The sequence below is a fragment of the Mesorhizobium sp. ES1-6 genome, from assembly GCF_020164775.1.
GTDB lineage: Bacteria > Pseudomonadota > Alphaproteobacteria > Rhizobiales > Rhizobiaceae > Mesorhizobium.
In genome coordinates, this window is the sequence record NZ_JAIUGU010000002.1 from 622,691 (window position 1) to 646,526 (window position 23,836).

The following is a 23,836-nucleotide window of genomic DNA, read 5'->3' on the forward strand; positions in this document are numbered from 1 at the left end:
ATTGCTAGGGAGGAACGGGTGGCAAAAGCATCGAAGGTGCCGGTGAAAGCGTCGGCAAGGGCAGTCTCGAAACCGGCCGAAGGCCAGGGCAAAGCCGCCACCAAAGCCACGCCCGCCAGGACGGAAGCAAAAGCCGCCAAGAAGGCGCCGGCGGCGAAAGCGCCGGCGAAAGCCAAGCCCATCGCTAAGCCGGCGGCGAAGGCCGCGCCGGCAAGGCCGTCTGCGGCAAAGACTTCCCCAGCAAAAGCCGGGGCGCCGAAGGCTGTATCGCCAGCGAAGGCACCGGCCGCCCATCGGCGGCTGCCGAAGGCACTGACCGAACTCGCCGCCGGCCTGCCGCAAAAGCCATGGCTCAACAGCTATCCCAAGAACATGCCGGCCGAGATCGGCGCCCTTCCCTACAGTTCCATCGGCGACTTCCTGGTTGGCGCCTGCAAGCAGTTCGCCGGCCAGCCGGCTTTCACTTGCATGGGCAAATCCATCACCTACGCTGAACTCGAACAGCTTTCGGCTGACTTCGGTGCCTACCTGCAGTCCACCGGATTGCAGAAAGGCGCGCGCGTCGCCCTGATGATGCCGAATGTGCTGCAGTACCCGGTGGCGATGATGGCGGTGGCGCGCGCCGGCTACGTCGTGGTCAACATCAATCCGCTCTACACGCCGCGCGAACTGGAGCATCAGCTCAAGGATTCGGGGGCGCAGGCCATCGTCATCCTGGAAAACTTCGCCAACACCTTGCAGGCCGTGGTCGCCAGGACCTCGGTCAAGCATGTCGTCATCGCGGCGATGGGCGACATGCTCGGCGGCCTCAAGGGCACGATCGTCAATCTGGTCGTGCGGCGCGTCAAGAAAATGGTCCCGGCCTGGTCTTTGCCCGGCCATGTCAAGTTCAACGCCGCCCTGAAGGCCGGCCGCGGCATGACTTTCAAGCCGGCCACGGTGACAGCCAACGATGTTGCCTTCCTGCAATATACCGGCGGCACCACGGGCATCTCGAAAGGCGCGACGCTGTTGCACAGCAATGTGCTGGCCAATGTCGCGCAGAATTCGCTGTGGCTGCAGGATGCCTACACCGTCAAGCCGAAGCCGGCGCATCTCAACCTGATCTGCGCCCTGCCGCTCTACCATATCTTCGCGCTGACGGTGAACGCGCTGATGGGCATGCAGATGGGCGGCCAGAACATACTGATCCCCAATCCGCGCGACATTCCCGGCTTCGTCAAGGAAATGGGCAAATATCCGATCCATATCTTCCCGGGCCTCAACACGCTGTTCAACGCGCTGCTCAACAATGAGGATTTTCGCAAGCTCGACTTCAAGCCGCTGCTCCTGACGCTGGGCGGCGGCATGGCGGTGCAAAAGGGCGTCGCCGAGCGCTGGAAGGCGCTGACCGGCTGCCCGGTCAGCGAAGGCTATGGCCTTTCGGAGACCTCGCCGGTGGCGACGGCCAACAAGTTCAGCTCCGGCGAGTTCACCGGCACGATTGGCTTGCCGTTGCCCTCGACCGAGATCGTCATCAGGGACGACGACGGCAACAACGTGCCACTCGGCGAGGTCGGCGAGATCTGCATCAGGGGACCGCAGGTGATGACCGGCTACTGGAACCGGCCTGACGAGACCGCCAAGGTGATGACCAAGGACGGCTTCTTCAAGTCGGGCGACATGGGCTTCATGGACGATCGCGGCTACACCAAGATTGTCGACCGCAAGAAGGACATGATCCTCGTCTCCGGCTTCAACGTCTATCCGACCGAACTCGAGGAGGTCGTGGCGGCGCATCCAGGCGTGCTCGAAGTGGCGGCGATCGGCGTGCCGGACGAGCATTCGGGCGAAGTGCCGAAACTGTTCATCGTCAAGAAGGACCCGGCCCTGACCGCCGAGGCCATCACCGCTTTTTGCCGGGAGAACCTGACTGGCTACAAGCGGCCGAAATACATAGAGTTCAGGACCGAATTGCCCAAGACGCCGGTCGGCAAGATCCTGCGGCGGGCGCTGCGGGAATAGTGGATCTCGGCAACGACGATGTGCCGGACCGGCGCATGCGTCCAGACCCTGTGGGATTCATCAAGGCCAACATGCGCCTCGTCCCGGTGCCGGCGCTTCCCGAAATCCAGCTCTACACCGCGCACCCGGGGAGCGGGTTGAGGCGCCTCGTCGACCCTGAAGACGATGCTGACGCGGTCGACGACACCCCAGAACCGCAGCCGCCCTACTGGGCCTATGCGTGGGCCGGCGGCACCGTGCTGGCACGCTACATCCTCGACCGTCCGAAGACGGTGGCGGGCCGGCGCGTGCTGGACCTCGGGGCGGGTTCAGGCATTGTCGGCATCGCCGCCGCCAAGGCCGGCGCCGCAGAAGTGATCGCCGCTGAGATCGACCGCAACGGCGTTGCCGCGATCCGCCTCAATGCCGCGGCCAATGGCGTCGGGATCACCGTCGTAGAAAAGGATATCACCACAGGCCCGCCACCGCCCGTCGACCTCGTGCTCGCGGGCGACGTGTTCTACTCCAGCGAAGTCGCCCTGCGGGTTATCCCGTTCCTCGATCGCTGCTTGGCATCAGGCCTCGAAGTGCTGGTCGGCGACCCCCGGCGCAGCGACCTGCCGCTGTCGCGACTGCGGTTGCTCGCCGAATATCAGGTGCCAGATTTCGGTGAGGCGAAGGGGGCTGCGGGCAAGCCGAGTGGGGTGTTTTCTTTGAAGCGGAACGGCGGTAGCTCCGTATGAAACATGTTGGTAGCTGTCGTCCGGTCCGTTCACGGATATTTGTGCGTCACATTGGTTGTAAGTATCGCCTTGAACGGGGCCCTTTGTTAACTTCCGGGCACGATCCATTCGGCCTGCTAATCCCTGACCGGTAGCTACTAGATGGGGATGGCCAGTGCACCGTTACCGCGACTTCAGAAATCTTAATCTCACGTAGATCGTCACAATGATCGAACGGACTGGTTATAAAGCAACAATACTGACTGTGGCCTGCGCCGGAATATCGATTTTGATTTCCTCGTCACGCTCGATCGCAGGTGAGCTTGTTGTCACTCAGCAATTGACATGCGGAACGCTCGGGGATGCAGAGCGACAGGAATGGGAAAATGACGCTGCCTTAGGCAAGACAGCGGCGCTAAACAATCTCGGCTTTCTATACGTATTGGGTTGCGGCGTGAAGCCCGACGCCCAGCGCGCAAAGGGGTATTTTGAGCAGGCTGCCGACAAGGGCGACGCGCAAGCAGACCACAATCTGGGATACCTCTATGATAAGGGCGGTATCGGCGTGGCTCAAAACAGCGCGCTCGCCTTTGCCTGGTATACCGAGGCGGCAGCCAAGGGATTTGCTCAATCAGAATTGAGCCTGGCCACAATGTATCAAATCGGCCAAGGAGCACCAAAGGACCCGGTCCGGGCCGCCGAACTCCTCCGCCAGGCGGCGGGCCAAGGGCTTGCTCCTGCTCAATTTCAGCTCGGCGCAGCCTATGAAAGCGGCGAAGGCGTTGGGCGAGATTATGCGCAAGCAATGATGTGGTATCAGAAAGCGGCAGCCCAGAACGATCCCACGGCGCTGGCGGCAATTGCCTATTTGTATGAATATGCCCGGGGTGTCCCACAGGACTTCGCCGCAGCCATGCGCTGGTATCGGGCTGCTGCCGCGGTAGGCAGCCCTATCGGGGAGAACAATCTAGGCGGACTTTATGACAGCGGTAAAGGCGTCGCACCCGACCCCGCACAGGCGGCCATTTGGTACGCAAAGGCCGCGGCGCAGGGATTTTCCGCGGCCAGTGCCAACCTTGGTGCCCTCTACGCAGCAGGCAAAGGAGTGCCGCAAGATTATCGACGCGCTGCGGAATTGTTTTCGAGCGCGGCTCAAAGCGGGGATGCTAAGGGGGAGTATAATATCGGTGTGGCGTATTTAACCGGCAAAGGCGTTGGGCAAGATTATGCCCTTGCGCGTCACTGGCTCGAAAAATCATCAGATCAAAACAATTCCAGGGCGCAATATGACCTGGCTATGATATATATCAATGGCGTGGGCGTTGAAAAGAATACTGAAAAATCAATAACATTGCTCGAAGAAAGCGCTAAAAATGGCGACGCAGACGCCCAAAGCGCGCTTGGTACCATATTTGAGTTTGGTATTGGCGTAAAAATAGATCGATCAACGGCCATTATGTACTACAAGCAAGCCGCGACATCCGGAAATATGAAAGCAAAAGAGGCTCTAAAACGCCTTTTATGATGAATTTGTATTTTATATTCGGCAGTATCTGCACGAAGAATATAACCTCCTCGTAGACGTTGTTTCTCAGGGATAGACACGAGAGGACGCGGTCGGCCGGACTGACCGACGGAACCGCTTTGTCCGCTTCCTAGTTCAGCAGTCCCGAAAGCAGACATCTGCATCCGGCCCTATCTCCGCCATTGACGTCAAACCACCTTCCCACCCTCTCCGAAATCAAGCCGTCTCCTTGACCCTCGCAGCCAAAAAATCCGGCAGATCAGCGACCGAATCCAGCACCACATCCGCGATTTCGGCCAGCGATTCACGGGTGCCCGTACCCGACAGCACCCCCACCGCCAGGCCGCAGCCGCCGGCGCGTGCCATTTCGAGATCGTGGCGGTTGTCGCCGACCATGGCGATCTCGCTTGGCTTCAGGCCGGTGAGGTCGCAAAAGGCCTGGATGGTGTCAGGGGCCGGCTTGGGATTGGCGACCGCGTCATATCCGTAAGCGGCGTCGAACAGTTGCGCGACGCCGAGCGTGGCCAAGGTCTTCTCCGCGCCGCTGGTCGAATCGTTGGTGGCGACGCCAAGCCGGTAGGATCGCTTGTGCAGCAGGGCCAGCGTGTCGACGATATCGGGCAGCGCCACCGCCATCGCCGAGCCCTGCACCGAGGTGATCTCGTTGAAGCGGGCGACGGCCAGCATCTGATCCTCGTTGGAGAGGCGCGGGAACCACAGTTCGACGACGTCGAGATTGGTGCCGGAGGCAAAGATGGAGTCGGGCTTGAAGCGCCGGTTGGCGAAATCGAAGCCAGCGGCCGCAAGCAACCTGTCGGCCTTCCAGCGGTCGCCATCGGCCGCGTCCATGGCCATGAAGTCGGCGACGCCGAGCCAGGTCGCGTTGAAGTCGACAAGTGTTCCGTCCTTGTCGAACAATATTCCCTTGATGTCTCCCAAGCGCTTCACTCCGAACCACGCAATTGGTGGATGTATCCCACCAGGCCAGCGGTCGATGCATCCCGCTTGGCGGCACTTTCCTTGCCTTCCACGACAGGCAGCAGGCCGGTAGCCAGTTCCTTGCCGAGTTCGACGCCCCATTGGTCGAAGGAATTGATGTTGAACAGCGTGCCCTCGACGAAGACGCGGTGCTCGTAAAGCGCGATCAGCCGGCCGAAGGTGCGCGGGTCGAGCTTGCGATAGAGGATCGTTATCGACGGGCGATTGCCGGAGAAGACACGATGCGGCGCGATGCGGTCGACATCGGCCGGCTTCATGCCCTTGGCCAGCATCTGCGCGCGCGCTTCGTCCAGCGTGCGGCCCTTCATCAAGGCTTCCGACTGCGCCAGGCAGTTGGCGAGCAGCAGGTCATGCTGGTGCTTGAGATCAGGCTCGTGGCCGACAGCGGCGACAAGGAACTCGACCGGGATCAGATCGGTGCCCTGATGCAGCAACTGGAAGAAGGCGTGCTGGCCGTTGGTGCCCGGCTCGCCCCAGACCAGCGGCCCGGTCGGCGTCGTCACCGGCGTGCCGTCGAGGGTGACGCCCTTGCCGTTCGATTCCATGTCGAGCTGCTGCAGATAGGCCGGCAGCCTGGACAGGCGCTGGTCGTAAGGGATGACGGCCCGGGCCGGATAGCCGCGGACCACCCGGTGCCACCAGCCAACCAGGCCCAGAAGCGCCGGCAGGTTCTTGCGGAGCGGCGCGGTGCGGAAATGCTCGTCCATCTCGTGTGCGCCGTCGAGGAAGGCGCGGAAGGCGCGCGGGCCGATGGCGATCATGACGGGCAGGCCGATCGCGCCCCACAGCGAATAGCGGCCGCCGACCCAGTCCCAGAAGCCGAAGACGCGGTCCTGCTCGATGCCGAATTTCGCCACCAGGTCGAGCGCGGTCGAGACGGCGGCGAAATGCTTGCCCACGGCTTCCCCACCGAGCGCCTTCTGCACCCAGTCGCGCGCCGTCTGGGCATTGGTCATCGTCTCGACCGTGGTGAAGGTCTTGGACGCGATGATGAACAGCGTGGTCTCGGCCGACAGCCCCTTCAGCGTGTCGTGGATATGGGCGCCGTCGATGTTGGAGACGTAGTGCGCGCGCGGACCGTCATGATAGGGAGCGAGCGCGAGCGTCGCCATGGCCGGACCAAGGTCCGAACCGCCAATGCCGATGTTGACGATGTCGGTGATCTTCTTGCCGGTGGCGCCGGTCGCCTTGCCCGAGCGGATGGCATCGGCGAAGGCGCCCATGGCGTCGAGCACGGCAATGACATCCGCCTTGACGTCCTGGCCGTCGATCGTGACACCCTTGCCGCTGAGGTTGCGCAGCGCCGTGTGCAGAACGGCACGGTCCTCTGTGATGTTGATCTTCTTGCCGGCGAACATGGCGGCGCGGCGGCCTTCGAGATCGGCGGCGGCGGCGAGCTTCTCCAGCAGATCCATGGTCACCGCATCGACGGCGCATTTCGACCAGTCGAGCAGCAGGTCGTCGTCGGTGACGGAAAAGGTCTTGAACCGCTGTGGATCGGCGGCGAAGGCCTGGCGCATGTCGCCAGGGGCCGCGGCGCGATGATCGCGCAGGGCGGCAAGCTGTTTCTGGAAGGCTGACTGATCCACTGGCGGGGACTCCTGGCGTTTTGGACGCACCATATCAGACCGGATGTTTCCGGCGCGTGTCGTCGCGCCACAACTATTGAGCCGAATTCCATCCGGTCAATACGCGGCGATGACGCAGCGCATCACGATGCGATGACACAATGTGTCGGGCGCCGAGGTGGCCGCGCCTTGTTTCGAGCTTGAAGAATCACTTTCGAGCTTGAAGGATCACTGGCATAAATCCCAAAGATCAGAAAAATTGATTGGCGCAACCCCTTGTGCCACGGTTACGTTCGGCTGGTCCAGCCAAGCAAAAAAAGCTGGCCATCGAGGAACATCTTCCATGCCACAGAGAAACGACACGGCGATATGGTCCGGCCTGTTCCGGATTTCGGCCGAATCCGGCCAGACCCTGCAGGCGCAGATCCGCCAAGCCATCGTGGCCGCCATTCTCGACCGCCAGATCGCCGCTTCGATGCCGCTTCCCTCCTGCCGGATCCTGGCCGAAAAACTCGGCGTGGCGCGCGGAACCGTGGTGCTGGCCTTCCAGCAGCTGGTCGACCAGGGGTTCCTGGTGGCGCGCGAGCGGCGCGGTCATTTCGTCAATCCCGACGTGCTGGCGACACCCGCCAAGCCGCACCAGAAGGCGCCCGACCAGGCCAACGAGATCGACTGGAAGGCGCGCCGGCAGATCGCCGCAAGCGACATGCCGCCGCCGGCCAAGCACGACAACTGGATCAAGTCGTCCTACCCCTTCGTCTACGGCCAGTTCGACCCAGCCCTGTTCCCGACCGCCGAATGGCGCGAGTGCAACCGCATGGCGCTGGCCGTGCTGGAGATCCGCAACTGGGCTTCCGACATGGTCGACCGCGACGATCCGCTGCTGATCGAGCAGATCCAGGCGCGGCTGCTGCCCCGGCGCGGTATTTTCGCCAATCCCGATGAAATCATCGTCACGCTGGGCGCCCAGAACGCGCTCTATATGCTCGCCTCGCTCTTGATGACCAAGGGCTCGAAAGTGGCGATGGAGGATCCGGGCTACCCAGACGCACGTTCGATCTTCCGGCTCGCTGGCGCCGACATCCAGCCGGTGCCGGTCGACCAGTCCGGCATCGTAACGTCCTCAATTCCCAATGATTCCGGCTTCGTATTCGTCACGCCCAGCCATCATTGCCCAACCATGGTGCCACTGTCCGCGGAGCGGCGGCAGGATCTCCTGGCGCGCGCCAACCGGCACAACCAGATCATCATCGAGGACGGCTATGACAGCCAGCTTCTCGACGAGGCGCCGCAGCAGGCGCTGAAGAGCCTCGACCGCTCCGGCCGCGTCGTCTATGTCGGCTCGATGTCGAAGACGCTGGCTCCCGGCCTGCGGCTTGGCTACATCGTGGCTTCAGCTGGACTAATCGCCGAGCTCAGGGCACTGCGCCGCTTCATGCTGCGCCATCCGCCGGCCAACAACCAGCGCGCCGTGGCGCTCTTCCTGTCACTCGGCCATCACGAAGCGCTGGTGCGGCGGCTGTCGAGCGCCTTCGACGAGCGGCGCAAGCGTCTGGTCCATGCGATTTCGGCTTTCCTGCCCGAATGGCGTTCGACCGATTCGGCCGGCGGCACATCGCTTTGGCTGGAAGGGCCACGCGGTACCGATTCCCGCGGTTTGGCCGAGGCTGCCGCCTCGCGCAGCGTCATCATCGAGCCTGGCGACCGCTTCTTCGACCGCACCGAAAAGCCTTCGCGTTTCATGCGGTTGGGCATTTCCTCGATCGCGCTGCAGCATATCGAACCGGGTATCCGCGAACTCGCCACGGCCGCCGGCCGCCGGCCCGCGGCCGCTTGATCCATTCTCCGATTTTCTGGTGGGAGTCGCCCTTAAGCGGCTCCCGTTCCTCTTTCCCTGGCATACTCGACTAGAACCGCTGGCTCATAGGCTGTGCCAATGCCGGCGGCATAGTCGTGGCACAAAGGGGAAGAAGCAGGCCGATGGTGGACCAACCGCCGCGCTCTGCCTCTCGAAAAGGTGGAGTGTTTTCCATGTCAGTGGTTCTTGAAAAGCAGGACGCGGCGGACCAACGTTCACGCCGCTCCGGCGGACGCGAAGCGCGCCGCGCCATGCGGGCGGCGCCGCTCGCCGACGATATCAAGCCGGTGCGCGCCGGCCTCGAGGGCGGCAGCTACGGACCGCTCAAGGGCAATGATCAGGAGCGCATCCATGAGGCGGTGCTGACGCTGCTGGAGACCGTCGGCTTCGCCAATGCCATCCCCTCCTGCATCGAGGCGCTGACCAAGGCCGGCGCCACCTATGGCGACGACGGACGCATCCGTTTCCCGCGCGCGCTGGTGCTCGACACGATCAGACGAGCGGCACGGAATTTCACCTTGCATGGCCAGGATCCCAGGCACGACATGGTGATCCAGGGCAAGCGCGTGCATTACGGCACGGCCGGCGCCGCCGTGCATTTGGTCGATGTCGAGAAGCGCGAATACCGTGAGTCGCTCCTGCAGGACATCTATGACGCGGCCCGCATCGTCGAAGGGCTCGACAACATTCATTTCTTCCAGCGGCCGATGGTGCCGCGCGACATTCCCGATCCCCTCGAAATGGACTTCAACACGCTCTATGCCTGCGTTATGGGCACGTCCAAGCATGTCGGCACCTCGTTCACGGTGCGCGAGAACGTGCAGCCGGCGCTGGAAATGCTCTATGCGATTGCCGGCGGCGAGGAGAATTTCCGCGCCAGGCCATTCGTGTCGAACTCGAACTGCTTCGTCGTGCCGCCGATGAAATTCGCCGAGGACGCCTGCGGCGTGCTCGAAGCCTGCGTCGAGGGCGGCATTCCGATCCTGCTCTTGTCGGCCGGACAGGCCGGCGCCACGGCGCCCGCGGCGATCGCCGGCGCGGTGGTGCAAGCGGTGGCCGAAGTGCTGGCTGGTCTCGTCTATGTCAACGCCATCAAGCCGGGGCATCCGGCGATCTTCGGCACATGGCCGTTCGTGTCCGACCTGCGCACAGGCGCCATGTCCGGTGGCTCGGCCGAGCAAGCCGTACTTACGGCGGCCTGCGCCCAGATGGCACAATATTACGACTTGCCGGGCGGCTCGGCCGCAGGCATGACGGATTCGAAACTGCCCGACATCCAGTCCGGCTATGAAAAGGGCATCACCGACGTGATGGCCGGCCTTGCCGGGCTCAACCTCGTCTATGAATCGGCCGGAATGCACGCCTCGCTGCTCGGCTTCTGCCTGGAAAGCCTGATCATCGACAACGACATGTTGGGACACTGCCTGCGCTGCGTGCGCGGCATAGAGGTAACCGATGAAGCCCTGTCGATCGACACCATCGCCGAGGTCTGCCTGAACGGCCCGGGGCACTATCTCGGCAACGAGCAGACGCTGCGGCTGATGCAGACGGAATATTTCTACCCGGCCGTGGGCGACCGTTTTTCGCCGAAGGAATGGAACGAGAAGGGCCGGCCCGACATATTGCAGCGCGCGATCATCGAAAAGAAACGCATCCTCGCCGAGCGCTTTCCGCGCCATGTGCCAAAGCTGCTCGACGACAAATTACGCGCCCGCTTTGGCGAGATGATCAAGCTGCCGCGCGCCAATATGGGCGGCTGAGCGTCAGCTTCTAGATTTTTTACGCAATTCCGGGCGGAAGCTTCAAACTTTTCCTGGAATTGCTCTATTCCGCAGCCAGCCCATAGCGTTCGACGACTTCGGCGTTGATCAGCTTGGCGTGCAGCGCCATCAGCACGATTTGGGCATCGAGGCCGTCCCCGGTTTCGAGAGCCGCCTCGATCCGGCGCTCGGCGTCCAGCCGCTGTTGCGGACCTTGCGCCCGCTCGAAGGTTTCGGGTCCGGCGATGCAGTAGCCGAACAGGGTCGCCACCCGAGGATAGGCCTGCGGCGGCGGTTCATCCGGCCAGTGGTCCTTCATCAGATTGACGATGGTGAGTTTTACGCCCTCCGGACCAGGGCCGGGTGCAGGTCGGCGCCTCGCAAGGCGGCATCGAGCTGCCGCAGATCACCCGAGCGGCCGAACATGCCGAGAAAGCCAAGGGAAGAGCGTCGTCCCGCCATTGATGATCCAATCCGTTTACAACCAATTAGGTGATTGGCCGGCGGAATACAAAGGCGGTGACCGGCTTCTATCCACCCACCGCCAGCAGCAGCACACCGGCAAGGGCGCACCCTGCAAGCGTCGGCAGCATGCCGATCTTTAACTTCAGGATGGCGATCATGGCGGCGCAGGACAGCAGCGCGGCGCGCCAGTCGATCGATGAGAGCACCGGCACATTCATGCCGAGGCCCAGTCTGCGCACTTCGTGGAAGACGACGTGCAGGGCAAACCATAGAGCGAGGTTCAGAATGACGCCGACGACGGCGGCGGTGATAGCGCCGAGCGCGGCCGACAGCGCCTTGTTGCCGCGCAGGGCCTCGATGTAGGGCGCACCGAGGAATATCCAGAAGAAGCACGGGGTGAACGTCACCCACAAGGTCAGCAGCGCTCCAAGTGATCCGCCGAGCAACGAATCCAGCGAGCCGGCGTGGCGAAACGCGGCGAGGAAGCCGACAAACTGCAACACCAGAATGAGCGGCCCCGGCGTGGTTTCGGCAAGCCCGAGGCCATCGACCATCTCGCCGGGCGCCAGCCAGCCGAAGGACTCGACGGCGGCCTGTGCGACATAGGCAAGAACCGCGTAGGCGCCACCGAAGGTGACGACCGCCATGAGGCTGAAGAACCCGCCGATCTGCGTCCATACGCTGCTTGTCCCGGTGAGTGCGGAGATCAGCAGGACCGGCCCGAGCCAGATCGGCAGCCAGATCGCGATGGTGCGCGGTGCATGCCATCGTGTTGGCTTAGTGTGGGCCAGTTCGCCACGCTCGAACATCAGGTCGACCGCGCCTGTGATGTCGGGAGCATCGTTCTTGCCATGCGCCGCGCCGGAAAACAGGGCCGGCGCGACACGGTTTCCCACCCATCCCACCAGACCCGCAACCAGGACGATGAGCGGGAACGGGACACTGAGCACATAGATGCCGAGAAAGGCGCAAAGCGCGATCGCCACCATGGCTCGGTTCTTCAAGGCGCGGCGGCCGATGCGGATCACCGCCTCGACCACCACCGCGAGCACGGCGGCCTTCACCCCGAAGAACAGCGACTCGACCAGCGGCACATCGCCGTAGAGCGCATAGAGGATGCTCAAGGTGAGCATGACAAGCGCACCGGGCACCACGAACAGGATACCGGCGACAAGGCCGCCGATCGTCCTGTGCAGCAGCCAGCCGATATAGATGGCGAGTTGCTGGGCCTCGGGACCGGGCAGCAGCATGCAGTAGTTCAAGGCATACAGGAAACGCTGCTCGCCGATCCAGCGCCGGTGCTCGACCAGTTCCTTGTGCATGAGCGCGATCTGGCCAGCCGGCCCACCGAAGCTCAGCAAGCCGATCTTCGCCCAGAGTTTCGTGGCTTCACCGAAGCTCGGAACCGCCGGCGCGTCGACGATGTCGGCATTTTTCCCCGAAATGAGGCTGCTCATGATGGCTTCGCCCCGCCCGGCCAGTTGTGCGTCTCGTCGGTGGCGTCTCGGCACCAGCGGAAGAACGCGTCATAGAGAAGCATGCCGGCGTCCAGCTGCTCCAGATCGTCGCGGAACATGCGCGACAGGCCAAGCGAGGCGGCAAGGAATCCGGCGGCTTGGGGAACGAGATCGAGCCTGGCGGTGTCGGCGGCGCGCACGATCGTGGCAAGGCGATCGAGTGCCTGGGATTCCAGCCCGAACTCCTCGATCATCGTGTCGAAGGTGCAGCGTTCGCCGCAATGGCTCCAGAACACATTGTCGATGTCGAAGGGCACGGCCTGGAAGCGGTCGGCGACAGCCAGCACTTCGGCCGCCTCGACAAAGAGGAAGACCGCATGCGGATCGACGAAGCGCCGGATCAGCCAGGGGCAAGCGATGCGATCGACCTTGGGACGAGCCCGCGTCACCCAGACGGTGCGGCCCTTTTCATCGCGGGACGGGATCTTGGCGGCATGGACCAGGAGGCCCTTGGCATCGCGCCAGGCCTCGAAACCGCCTTCGAGGGATTCGGCGGCAACGCCCTGGTGCCGCAGCCAGGCGGCCACGCCTTGCGAAAGCTTTTGCCCCTTCTGGCAGACCACGGCCACCTGGCCGCCGGCGAAGTCGTTTGCCCAGGCCGAGACGGTTTTGAAGTCGCGACGATGCGAGGCCGGCAGCAGGCGCGGATCGGCGTCGCAATCCTCATCGATGCGGACATCGACGATCACAGGCGCGCCCGGCAGACCGACCAGACGGGATAGCTGCTGTACGGTAATTTCGGTTGTTGACGGCATAGCGTCCACCTCCTGAAAAGAGAAGCCTGGACGCGAACATTGGGCTGACGCCTCACGGGGTCGTCGCGATGCACCCCTTGCCATGATGGTGGATTCGTCGGGCGGTCTTGTCAAGGACGGAGCATTCGCGGCTGCGCCGCCAGAATGGCGGCCTGATCGATCAGGCCGCCGCTCCTCGTCCATCCATCATCCGTGACCAGCCAGGAACAATCGATGACTATTCCGTGGAATAATCAGTGATTGTCGCGAGGCACGCCCATGGTGTGGGCGACATCCTGGTATTTCACCGCCGGCTTCAGCACCATGCCGGCCGAGAACTGGTCGACCATGCCGCGCTGGATTTCCTGCCACGGCGTCTGGTGCTTGGGGTAGTGGTAGCCGCCATCCTTCTGCAGCTCGGCGCGTCGCCGCGCGATCTCGTCATCGCTGACGAGGATGTTCGCGGTGCCTTTCCTCAGGTCGATGCGGACGCGATCGCCGGATTTGAGCAACGCCAGTCCGCCGCCGACCGCGGCTTCCGGCGAGGCATTCAGGATCGACGGCGAGCCCGACGTGCCGGACTGGCGGCCGTCGCCGATGCAGGCCAGCGCATGGATGCCCTTCTTGATGAGGTAGGCCGGCGGTTGCATGTTGACGACCTCGGCGCCGCCGGGATAGCCGACCGGGCCGGCGCCCCGCATGAACAGGATGGTGTGCTCGTCGATGCCTTGCGCCGGGTCGTCGATGCGGGCGTGGTAATCCTCCGGCCCATCAAAGACCATGGCGTTGCCTTCGAAGGCTTCCGGGTCGTTCGGGTTGGACAGATAGCGCTCGCGGAATTCTGGCGAGATGCCGCTCATCTTCATGATCGCCGAATCGAACAGATTGCCCTTGAAGTTGATGAAGCCGGCATTGGCCTTCAGCGGCTCGGCCACGGTGCGGATGACGTCGGTGTTCTCGTTGGCGACCCCCTTGCAGTTGGCGCCGATCGACTTGCCGTTGACGGTCAGGGCATCGGGATGCGGGAGCATTCCAGCCTTCATCAGTTCGGCCACCACCGCCGGCACGCCACCGGCGTGATGATAGTCTTCGCCGAGATATTCACCCGACGGCTGCAAATTGACGATGAGCGGCACCTTGAGGCCGACCTTCTGCCAGTCGTCATTGTCGAGCGGCACGCCGAGATGGCGGGCGATAGCGTTGAGATGGATCGGCGCGTTGGTGGAGCCGCCGATCGCGGAATTGACGACGATGGCGTTTTCGAAGGCCGCGCGGGTCATGATGTCGGAGGGTTTGAGGTCCTCATGCACCATGTCGACGATGCGTTTGCCGGTCTCGTAGGCGATCTGGCCGCGCTCGCGGTACGGCGCGGGGATGGCGGCAGAACCGGGCAACTGCATGCCGAGCGCCTCGGCCAGCGAATTCATCGTGGTGGCGGTGCCCATCGTGTTGCAGTAGCCCGTGGACGGCGCCGAGGACGCGACGATGTCCATGAACTCGTCATAGTCGATCTCGCCGGCCGACAGGCGCTGGCGCGATTCCCAGACGATGGTGCCCGAGCCGGTGCGCTTGCCCTTGTGCCAGCCATTGAGCATCGGGCCGACCGACAGCGCGATGGCCGGGATGTTGACGGTGGCCGCCGCCATCAGCAAGGCAGGCGTGGTCTTGTCGCAGCCGATGGTCAGCACGACGCCGTCGAGGGGATAGCCGTAGAGCACTTCGACCAGGCTGAGATAGGCGAGGTTGCGGTCGAGCGCGGCGGTCGGGCGCTTGCCGGTCTCCTGGATCGGGTGACAGGGGAATTCGAAAGGAATGCCGCCCATCGAGACGATGCCTTCGCGCACGCGCTTGGCGAGCTCGATGTGGTGCCGGTTGCAAGGCGAAAGATCGGAGCCCGTCTGGGCGATGCCGATCAGCGGCTTGCCCGACATCAGCTCGGCGCGCGTCAGCCCGTAATTCAGGTAGCGCTCGAGATAGAGCGCCGTCATCCCCGGATTGTCGGGATTGTCGAACCACTCCTGCGAGCGGAATTTTTTCTTTTTCGTGGGGGCGCCGGCCATCATGGTCTCCGTATTTGTATGACAAATCGATATGACAACGCGCCGATGCAGGCAAGGGGCACGCGTGATCTGAATCCGGACTTTGGTGCGATAGACAGCTCTCGAGCCCCGCGCTACGACCAATCCGACATCGGCGATCGGGGAGGTTTTGATGGCTTTGGTGATCGAAGGCGAGGAACGTATCGCCGCACCCGTGCAGAAAGTGTGGGAAGCGCTTAATGACCCGGCCGTCCTGAAGGACGCCATTCCGGGCTGCCAGAGCCTGGAAATGAAATCGCCGACCGAGATGGCGGCGACGGTGGTGCTGAAGATCGGGCCGATCAAGGCGACGTTCAACGGCGAAGTGACGTTGAAGAACCTCAAGCCGCCGCATGCCTACACCATCCAGGGCGAAGGCAAGGGCGGCATTGCCGGCTTCGCCAAGGGCGGGGCCGACGTCACGCTGACCGCCGACGGGCCGGACGCGACGGTCCTCAAATATGCGGCCAAGGCGGAAGTCGGCGGCAAGATCGCGCAGCTCGGCAGCCGGCTGATCGAATCGACCTCGAAGAAACTGGCCGGACAGTTCTTTTCGGCATTCGGAGAGAAGGTCGGCGGCTGATCCCTCCTTTAGGGGTCACTCAAACACGATGTTCGGCACCGCCGCTTCCGCCGCGCCGCGTTCCTCATTGACCCTGTCCCAGACCTTGGAAGCGATATCGCGATAGATTTTCGCCTCGGCGCCGTCGGGCTTGGAGACGACGACCGGCGTGCCGGCGTCCGAGCTTTCGCGAATGCCCATTTCGAGCGGTACCTCGCCGAGGAAGGTGACGCCCAGCCGTTCGGCCTCCCGGCGCGCGCCGCCATGGCCGAAAATGTCGTAGCGCTTGCCGGTATCGGGGGCGAGGAAATAGCTCATGTTCTCGACGATGCCGAGCAGCGGTACGTCGACTTTCTTGAACATGTTGAGGCCCTTGCGGGCATCGATCAGCGCCAAATCCTGTGGCGTCGAGACGATGACGGCGCCGGCCAGCGGCACCTGCTGGGCCATGGTGAGCTGGGCGTCGCCGGTGCCGGGCGGCATGTCGACGACGAGCACGTCGAGCCGCCCCCATTCGACCTCGCGAAGCATCTGCGTCAGCGCCGACATCACCATCGGCCCGCGCCAGATCATCGGCGTCTCCTCATCAACGAGGAAGCCCATCGACATCACCTCGAGGCCGTAATTCTCCATCGGCTTCAGAATCTTGCCGTCGACCGTCTGCGGCCGGCCGTGGATGTTGAGGAGCCTCGGCATGGACGGGCCGTAGATGTCGGCATCGAGCACGCCGACCCGCAGGCCATTGGCTGCCAGGCCGAGGGCGATGTTGACGGCGGTGGTCGACTTGCCGACGCCGCCCTTGCCGGAGGCAACCGCGATGATCGCCTCGATGCCTGGCACGCCGCGCTTGCCTGAACCGTGCGAGGCGGGAGCCTGCGGCGCGGGGCGCTGCGGCGGCGCCGGAGGTACGGGCCTCGGTGCCGGACGTGCGGGAACCGGCGCCTCCATGCCGCCGCCCTTCTTTTCGGCCGTCAGCGCCACCACGGCGCCGGCGACACCGGGAATGGCCTTGACGACGCGTTCGGCGGCGGCGCGCAGCGGTTCCATCTCCTGGGCGCGCGCGGCGGGAACGGTGATCGAGAAGAACACTTTCGAATCGGCGATGAAAATCTCCGAGACCATGCCGAGATCGACGATGTTGCCGGTGAAGTCAGGTCCATTGACCGTCTTCAGACGCTCGGTGACGATTTCCTTGGTGACGGACATGGTTGCTGTTCCCTGGCTTTCGGCTGCAGCTCACATAGTGCAGAACGCGGGCGGCTCCAAGCGCCAGGCAAGGTGGCGGTCGTCAAGCGGCCTGGGTGACCTATTTCCATGACCAGAAGGAATGACAACCAGGGAAGGACGATCATGCTTGCCAACAGCAATGCCACAGCAAACCTCGCCGTGAAGGACCTGGCGAAGGCCAAGGCCTTCTATGAGGGAACACTCGGCCTGGAACAGGTGCACGACGAGGGCGGCGAACTGATCGTGTATAAAAGCGGCGACACCACCATCAATGTCTATCGTTCCCAATTCGCCGGGACCAACAAGGCGACTGCGGTGACCTGGATGGTCGGCGACAAAATCGCCGATGTCGTCAATGGCCTCAAGTCGAAGGGCGTCGCCTTCGAGCATTACGAGATGCCCGGCCTGACGATGGAGGGGGACCTCCATGTCGGCGGCGGCATGAAAGTCGCATGGTTCAGGGACCCGGACGGCAATATCCTCAATCTCGTGGACCGGTAAATCTCGCCCATCGGGCAGCGTGTCTGGTGCCGCAAGATCGAGCACGGCACCATCTGGCGCGGCGCCGGCGCGCCGGATAGCTTCGGCCAATGATCGACAAACTCGAATTCTTCATCGCGCTGGCCAGGGAAGAGCATTTCGGCCGGGCGGCGGAAGTGTGCGGCGTCACCCAGCCGACGCTGTCGGCCGGCATCAAGCAGCTCGAAGGCCAGCTTGGCGTCATGCTGGTCAATCGCGGGTCACGATTCCAGGGGCTGACGCCGGAGGGCAAGCAGGTGCTGGTCTGGGCACGCCGCATTGTCGGCGACTCCAGGACCATGCGCGAGGAGATGCGCGCCGCCCGCCACGGCCTTTCAGGCCGAATCCGCATTGCCGCCATTCCTACCGCGCTCGCCATGGTGGCGCGGCTGACGACGCCATTCCGCGACAAGCACCCGGGCGTCACCTTCTCGATCCTGTCGCGCACCTCGATCGAAGTGCTGTCGCTGCTCGGCAATTTCGACGTCGATGCCGGCATCACCTATCTCGACAACGAGCCGCTCGGACGGGTGACCAGCGTGCCGCTCTATGACGAGCGCTATCAATTGATCACCGCCATCGGAAACCCCTATTCCGACCGCGACAAAGTGACATGGGCGGAGATCAGCCAGTTGCCGCTCTGCCTGTTGACGCCGGACATGCAGAACCGCCGCATCATCGACCAGCATCTGGCGGAAGCCGGCGTGCAGGTGCGGCCGACGCTCGAATCCAATTCGATGATCGTGCTGTTCTCGCACATCCGGACCGGCAAATGGTCGTCGATCATGCCGCTCAACCTTGCGGAAACATTCGGTTTTTCCGAACCGATCCGAGCCATCCCGATCGTCGAGCCCGATGCCAGCCACACGGTCGGCCTGGTGGCCGCGCCACGGGAACCGCACACGCCGCTGGTGCAGGCGCTGCTGGACGAGGCGATGGCGCTGGCAGACGATTTCCGCGCGCACCGCTAGGCTAGATAATGGCGGCTGGGCGGGATTGATAGAAGATTTCTATCAACCGACGGATCAGCTTTATTGATTTCACCGGTTTCCTCTGTTTTTGTAACGACTTAGCGCTAGAACGCTATCGACCAGGGAGGGCGCTGCATGACGATGCAGCCTGCAAGTACCGAGATCGCATCGCGCACGGCGGCGATTGTTCAAGACCTGAAGGACCTCGAAGGTCCGCTGCTCCCGATCCTCCATGGCATCCAGGAGGAGTTCGGCCATGTGCCGCAGGCGGCAGTTCCCGTCATCGCCGATGGACTGAACCTCTCCAGGGCCGAAGTGCACGGCGTCGTCACCTTCTATCACGATTTCCGTGCCCGGCCGGCCGGCCGGCACGTGCTGAAGCTCTGCCAGGCGGAAGCCTGCCAGTCGATGGGTTCGGACGCCGTCGCCGCCAGGATCAAGCAGTTGCTCGGTATCGATTTCCACGAGACCACGCGTGACGGATCGGTGACGCTCGAGCCGGTCTATTGCCTCGGGCTGTGCGCCTGTTCGCCGTCGGCGATGCTGGACGGCGAGGTGATCGGACGGCTCGATAACGAGAAGATCGACGAGATCGTCGCCGAGGTGCGCGCATGACCCCCCGCATCTACATTCCCGGCGATTCCGGCGCGCTGGCGCTGGGCGCGGAAAAGGTCGCCAAGGCGATCGCAAACGAGCTTGCCGAGCGCGGCATCGAAGCCAAGATCGTGCGCAACGGCTCGCGCGGCGCCTATTTCCTGGAACCGATGGTCGAAGTAGCGACAGCCACCGGCCGTGTCGCCTACGGGCCGGTGAAGCCGTCGGACGTGAAGAGCCTGTTCGACAGCGGCTTCCTCAAGGGCGGGCATCACAAGCGCTGGCTCGGCGCCCCCGACAAGATCCCGTTCCTCGCCAAGCAGACCAGGCTGACCTTCGCGCGCTGCGGCATCAACGACCCGCTGTCGCTCGATGCCTACAAATCGCTCGGCGGATTGAATGGCCTGCAGAACGCGGTGGCCATGGCACCCGCCGACATCGTCAAACAGGTGACGGAGTCCGGTCTGCGCGGCCGTGGCGGCGCCGGCTTCCCGACCGGCATCAAATGGAAGACGGTGCTCGATACGACATCGGAACGCAAATACATCGTCTGCAACGCCGATGAGGGCGACAGCGCCACCTTCGCCGACCGCATGATCATGGAAGGCGACCCCTTCGTGCTGATCGAGGGCATGGCGATCGCCGGCATCGCCACCGGCGCCACCAAGGGTTTTGTCTACATCCGCTCGGAATATCCGCATGCAGTGGCTGTTATGAACAAGGCCGTCGAGATTGCCCGCAAGCACGGCGTGCTCGGCGTCAATGTGCTGGGTTCGCCCAATGCCTTCGACATGGAAATCCGTGTCGGCGCCGGCGCCTATGTCTGCGGCGAGGAAACCTCGCTCTTGAACAGCCTGGAGGGCAAGCGCGGCGTGGTGCGCGCCAAGCCGCCGCTGCCGGCCATCCAAGGGCTGTTCGGCAAGCCGACGGTGATCAACAACGTCATCTCGCTGGCCTCGGTGCCGATCATCATGGACAAGGGCGCCGCCTTCTACAAGGATTTCGGCATGGGCCGCTCGCGCGGCACGATCCCGATCCAGATCGCCGGCAACGTCAAGCAAGGCGGCCTGTTCGAAACCGCCTTCGGCCTGACGCTGGGCGAAATCGTCGACGATATCGGCGGCGGCACGTCCACCGGACGTCCGGTCAAGGCGGTGCAGGTCGGCGGACCGCTCGGCGCCTACTTCCCACGCGCGCTCTTCGACACGCCGTTCGACTACGAAGAATTCGCCAAGCGTGATGGGCTGATTGGCCACGCCGGCGTCACAGTTTTCGACGATACTGCCGACATGCTGAAACAGGCACGCTTCGCCATGGAGTTCTGCGCCATCGAAAGCTGCGGCAAGTGCACGCCTTGCCGCATCGGCTCGACGCGAGGCGTGGAAACCATCGACAGGCTCGCCGCCGGCATCGAGCCGGAGAAGAACCTCGCTCTGGTCACCGACCTCTGCAACACGATGAAGTTCGGTTCGCTCTGCGCGCTGGGCGGCTTCACGCCCTACCCGGTGATGAGCTCGATCACGCATTTCCCCGAGGATTTCAAGCCCGCGCCAGTTGCCGAGGCAGCGGAGTAGGCCGATGGCCCTTGAATATCAGACCCGTCAATTTGAGGTCATGCTGTGTAGCGATAACGAGCCAGACAGCATGTATCTGGAGGTGACGGAAATTGTCGAACAAGAGCCAAGGATCGTTCTCGAAATCCGATATTTTGAAAGTGACGGGTCAATCACTTTCACGGCTTTCGAAAAAGATTTACCTTTTGAACTAATCGAGCATTTTGGCCTGTCAGCGAGAGAGTCACTGACGCCCGTCGCCGAAACAGTAGAATAGGAACTGGCAGATGAACATCAAGGCCGACTTCCCGACGCTCATCGAAGAACTCGATTACGGAACGCCGCAATCGAAGGCCGAGAAGCAGGTCACGCTGACCGTCGATGGCCGCTCGATCAGCGTGCCGGAAGGCACGTCGATCATGCGCGCGGCGATGGAGGGCGGGGTCGAAATCCCGAAACTCTGCGCTACCGACATGCTGGATTCCTTCGGTTCCTGCCGCATCTGCCTCGTCGAGATCGAAGGCCGCGGCGGCACGCCGGCTTCCTGCACGACGCCCGTCGGCGAAGGCATGGTGGTGCGCACGCAATCGGACAGGCTCGACGCCATCCGCCGCGGCGTCATGGAACTCTACGTCTCCGACCATCCGACCGGCTGGAATGAGAAGGCCGGAACCGGCGCCAGCGAGTTCGATGTGGTGGCGAAGTCCGTCGGCCTGACCGAAAACCGCTACGGCGTCGAGGGCCGCAACCACGTCAAGGAAGAAAATGGCGTCGCGCCGGGCCATGGCTCGCTGGCGGTCGATTACATCGCCCGCGACGAATCCAATCCTTATTTCACCTATGATCCGGCGCAATGCATCGTCTGCTCGCGCTGCGTGCGCGCCTGCGAAGAGGTGCAAGGCACTTTCGCGCTGACCATCGAGGGCCGCGGCTTCGAATCGCGCATGGTCGCCGGCATGCACGAGGACTTCATCGCTTCCGAATGCGTGTCCTGCGGCGCCTGCGTGCAGGCCTGCCCGACCGACGCGCTGCGCGAGAAGACCGTGCTCGAAAAGGGCTTGCCGGAGCGCTCCGCCGTCACCACCTGCGCCTATTGCGGCGTCGGCTGCTCGTTCAAGGCTGAAGTGAAGGGCGACGAGGTCATCCGCATGATGCCCTACAAGGAGGGCATGGCCAACCACGGCCATTCCTGCGTGAAGGGCCGCTTCGCCTATGGCTACGCCACCCACAAGGACCGCATCCTGTCGCCGATGATCCGCGAAAAGGTCAGCGATCCCTGGCGCGAAGTGAGCTGGGAAGAGGCGATCGCCCATACGGCCAGGGAATTCCGCCGCATCCAGTACCAGTACGGCCGCACCGCCATCGGCGGCATCACCTCCTCGCGCTGCACGAATGAGGAGACCTATCTCGTCCAGAAGCTGGTGCGCCAGGGCTTCCGCAACAACAATGTCGACACCTGCGCCCGCGTCTGCCATTCGCCGACCGGTTACGGCCTCGGCCAGACCTACGGCACCTCGGCCGGCACGCAGGATTTCGACTCGGTCGAATTCACCGACGTCGCCGTCATCATCGGCGCCAATCCGGCGTCAGCGCACCCGGTGTTCGCCTCGCGGCTGAAGAAGCGGCTGCGCCAGGGCGCCAAGCTGATCGTGCTCGATCCGCGTCGCACCGAGATGGTCAAGTCGGCGCATGTCGAGGCCGACTACCACCTGCCGCTGAAGCCAGGCACCAATGTCGCCGTGCTGACGTCGCTGGCCCATGTCATCGTCACCGAGGGCCTGTTCGACGAAGCCTTCATCCGCGAGCGCTGCGACTGGGCCGAGTTCCAGGACTGGGCGTCCTTCGTCGCCCTGCCTGAAAACAGCCCCGAAACCGTCGGCAAGCTGTCCGGCGTCGATCCCGAACTGATCCGTGGTGCCGCGCGCATGTACGCCAAGGGCGGCAATGGCGCGATCTACTACGGCCTCGGCGTGACCGAGCACAGCCAGGGCTCGACCACGGTGATGGCCATTGCCAACCTCGCAATGGCCACCGGCAATATCGGCCGGCCGGGCGTCGGCGTGAACCCGCTGCGCGGCCAGAACAATGTGCAGGGCTCGTGCGACATGGGCTCTTTCCCGCATGAACTGCCGGGCTATCGGCACATTTCGGGCGACGCGGTGCGCGACATCTATGAGAGCCTGTGGGGCGTGAAGCTGGACGACGAACCCGGCCTGCGCATCCCCAACATGCTGGATGCCGCCGTCGACGGCTCGTTCAAGGGCATCTACATCCAGGGCGAGGACATCCTGCAGTCCGATCCCGACACCAAGCATGTCGCCGCCGGCCTTGCCGCGATGGAATGCGTGGTTGTGCACGACCTCTTCCTCAACGAGACGGCGAACTACGCGCATGTCTTCCTGCCCGGCTCGACCTTCCTCGAGAAGGACGGCACCTTCACCAATGCCGAGCGCCGCATCAACATGGTGCGCAAGGTGCTGGCGCCGAAGGCGCGCTATGCCGACTGGGAGGCGACGCAGGAGCTCGCCCGCGCCATCGGCCTCGACTGGAACTATACGCATCCGTCCGAGATCATGGACGAGATCGCCAAGACGACGCCAAGCTTCGCCAATGTCTCCTTCGACCTGCTCGACCGCGTCGGTTCCGTGCAATGGCCCTGCAACGACAAGGCCCCGCTCGGCACGCCGATCATGCATGTCGACGGCTTCGTGCGCGGCAAGGGCAAGTTCATCCGTACCGAATATGTGGCGACGGACGAAAGAACCGGACCGCGCTTCCCGCTGCTCCTGACCACCGGCCGTATCCTCAGCCAGTACAATGTCGGCGCGCAGACACGGCGTACCGAAAACGTCATGTGGCACTCCGAGGATCGGCTCGAAATCCACCCGCACGACGCGGAGAATCGCGGCCTGCGCGACGGCGACTGGGTGCGGCTGACCAGCCGTTCGGGCGAGACGACGCTGCGCGCGCTGATCACCGACCGGGTGTCGCCGGGTGTGGTCTACACCACCTTCCACCATCCCGACACGCAGGCCAACGTCATCACCACCGACTTCTCCGACTGGGCGACCAACTGCCCGGAGTACAAGGTGACGGCGGTGCAGGTTGGCGCGTCTAACGGCCCGTCGGAATGGCAGCGCGACTATGACGAACAGGCCAAGCAGAGCCGCCGCATCTCTCCGCTGCAGGCGGCGGAGTAGT

Annotated in this window: 20 protein-coding genes; 12 read left to right on the forward strand and 8 right to left on the reverse strand. The window is 63.4% G+C overall.

Features of this window, described 5'->3' with window-relative positions:
* Positions 1–18 precede the first annotated feature (18 nt).
* From LB564_RS07650 to LB564_RS07660, 3 genes are all read left to right on the forward strand, one after another.
* Positions 19–2,004, forward strand: a complete 1,986-nt coding sequence (locus tag LB564_RS07650) for a long-chain fatty acid--CoA ligase (protein WP_224536305.1) — start codon at positions 19–21, stop codon at positions 2,002–2,004.
* Positions 2,005–2,039: 35 nt separating this feature from the next.
* Positions 2,040–2,726, forward strand: coding sequence for a class I SAM-dependent methyltransferase (locus LB564_RS07655; protein WP_224536704.1), 687 nt, complete (start codon positions 2,040–2,042; stop codon positions 2,724–2,726).
* Positions 2,727–2,931: 205 nt separating this feature from the next.
* Complete coding sequence (locus tag LB564_RS07660; RefSeq protein ID WP_224536308.1) at positions 2,932–4,230, forward strand: SEL1-like repeat protein; 1,299 nt, start codon at positions 2,932–2,934, stop codon at positions 4,228–4,230.
* Positions 4,231–4,446: 216 nt separating this feature from the next.
* Here the strand turns inward: LB564_RS07660 and LB564_RS07665 are convergent, their stop codons facing one another.
* Together LB564_RS07665 and pgi are read right to left on the reverse strand one after the other, a co-directional pair.
* Entirely contained in the window at positions 4,447–5,169 is a 723-nt protein-coding gene (locus LB564_RS07665; protein WP_224536311.1) for an HAD family hydrolase, read from the reverse strand.
* A 5-nt stretch (positions 5,170–5,174) separates the two neighbouring features.
* Positions 5,175–6,818, reverse strand: coding sequence for a glucose-6-phosphate isomerase (gene pgi / locus LB564_RS07670; protein ID WP_224536314.1), 1,644 nt, complete (start codon positions 6,816–6,818; stop codon positions 5,175–5,177).
* Between the two features lie 322 nt (positions 6,819–7,140).
* On the opposite strand from pgi, the gene LB564_RS07675 reads away from it, so the two are divergent.
* Together LB564_RS07675 and LB564_RS07680 are read left to right on the forward strand one after the other, a co-directional pair.
* Complete coding sequence (locus LB564_RS07675) at positions 7,141–8,634, forward strand: PLP-dependent aminotransferase family protein (protein ID WP_224536316.1); 1,494 nt, start codon at positions 7,141–7,143, stop codon at positions 8,632–8,634.
* 194 nt (positions 8,635–8,828) lie between these two features.
* Complete coding sequence (locus LB564_RS07680; RefSeq protein WP_140706427.1) at positions 8,829–10,415, forward strand: trimethylamine methyltransferase family protein; 1,587 nt, start codon at positions 8,829–8,831, stop codon at positions 10,413–10,415.
* Positions 10,416–10,479: 64 nt separating this feature from the next.
* Here LB564_RS07680 and LB564_RS31625 read toward each other — a convergent pair whose 3' ends face one another.
* From LB564_RS31625 to LB564_RS07700, 5 genes are all read right to left on the reverse strand, one after another.
* On the reverse strand, positions 10,480–10,734 hold the full coding sequence (locus LB564_RS31625) for a hypothetical protein (protein WP_318012779.1): 255 nt from the start codon (positions 10,732–10,734) through the stop codon (positions 10,480–10,482).
* A gap of 20 nt (positions 10,735–10,754) precedes the next feature.
* Positions 10,755–10,877: a hypothetical protein gene (locus tag LB564_RS31630; RefSeq protein ID WP_318012780.1), complete on the reverse strand. Its 123-nt coding sequence runs from the start codon at positions 10,875–10,877 to the stop codon at positions 10,755–10,757.
* A 68-nt stretch (positions 10,878–10,945) separates the two neighbouring features.
* On the reverse strand, positions 10,946–12,337 hold the full coding sequence (chrA, locus tag LB564_RS07690; protein ID WP_224536319.1) for a chromate efflux transporter: 1,392 nt from the start codon (positions 12,335–12,337) through the stop codon (positions 10,946–10,948).
* Positions 12,334–13,152, reverse strand: a complete 819-nt coding sequence (locus LB564_RS07695; protein WP_224536322.1) for a chromate resistance protein ChrB domain-containing protein — start codon at positions 13,150–13,152, stop codon at positions 12,334–12,336. Before LB564_RS07695 ends, chrA begins: the two co-directional genes overlap by 4 nt.
* A gap of 233 nt (positions 13,153–13,385) precedes the next feature.
* Complete coding sequence (locus LB564_RS07700) at positions 13,386–15,191, reverse strand: IlvD/Edd family dehydratase (protein ID WP_224536325.1); 1,806 nt, start codon at positions 15,189–15,191, stop codon at positions 13,386–13,388.
* A gap of 151 nt (positions 15,192–15,342) precedes the next feature.
* Between LB564_RS07700 and LB564_RS07705 the strand changes: the two genes are divergently transcribed.
* Positions 15,343–15,792 (forward strand): SRPBCC family protein, encoded by a 450-nt coding sequence (locus LB564_RS07705; protein WP_224536327.1) that lies wholly within the window; start codon positions 15,343–15,345, stop codon positions 15,790–15,792.
* Between the two features lie 15 nt (positions 15,793–15,807).
* Here LB564_RS07705 and LB564_RS07710 read toward each other — a convergent pair whose 3' ends face one another.
* Positions 15,808–16,977 (reverse strand): Mrp/NBP35 family ATP-binding protein, encoded by a 1,170-nt coding sequence (locus LB564_RS07710; RefSeq protein WP_224536329.1) that lies wholly within the window; start codon positions 16,975–16,977, stop codon positions 15,808–15,810.
* A gap of 144 nt (positions 16,978–17,121) precedes the next feature.
* On the opposite strand from LB564_RS07710, the gene LB564_RS07715 reads away from it, so the two are divergent.
* From LB564_RS07715 to fdhF, 6 genes are all read left to right on the forward strand, one after another.
* Positions 17,122–17,499 (forward strand): VOC family protein, encoded by a 378-nt coding sequence (locus LB564_RS07715; RefSeq protein ID WP_224536707.1) that lies wholly within the window; start codon positions 17,122–17,124, stop codon positions 17,497–17,499.
* 89 nt (positions 17,500–17,588) lie between these two features.
* On the forward strand, positions 17,589–18,488 hold the full coding sequence (locus LB564_RS07720) for a LysR family transcriptional regulator (protein WP_140706442.1): 900 nt from the start codon (positions 17,589–17,591) through the stop codon (positions 18,486–18,488).
* 135 nt (positions 18,489–18,623) lie between these two features.
* Positions 18,624–19,103, forward strand: coding sequence for a formate dehydrogenase subunit gamma (locus tag LB564_RS07725; RefSeq protein ID WP_224536331.1), 480 nt, complete (start codon positions 18,624–18,626; stop codon positions 19,101–19,103).
* The gene (locus tag LB564_RS07730) at positions 19,100–20,656 is read left to right on the forward strand and encodes a formate dehydrogenase beta subunit (RefSeq protein ID WP_224536332.1); all 1,557 of its coding nucleotides are present in this window, start codon (positions 19,100–19,102) and stop codon (positions 20,654–20,656) included. The genes LB564_RS07725 and LB564_RS07730 overlap by 4 nt, the downstream gene beginning before the upstream one ends.
* 4 nt (positions 20,657–20,660) lie before the next feature.
* Positions 20,661–20,912 carry a hypothetical protein gene (locus LB564_RS07735; protein ID WP_224536334.1) on the forward strand — a complete coding sequence of 84 codons (252 nt, stop codon included), beginning with the start codon at positions 20,661–20,663 and terminating at the stop codon, positions 20,910–20,912.
* A gap of 10 nt (positions 20,913–20,922) precedes the next feature.
* On the forward strand, positions 20,923–23,835 hold the full coding sequence (gene fdhF, locus LB564_RS07740; RefSeq protein WP_224536336.1) for a formate dehydrogenase subunit alpha: 2,913 nt from the start codon (positions 20,923–20,925) through the stop codon (positions 23,833–23,835).
* Position 23,836: the final 1 nt, after the last annotated feature.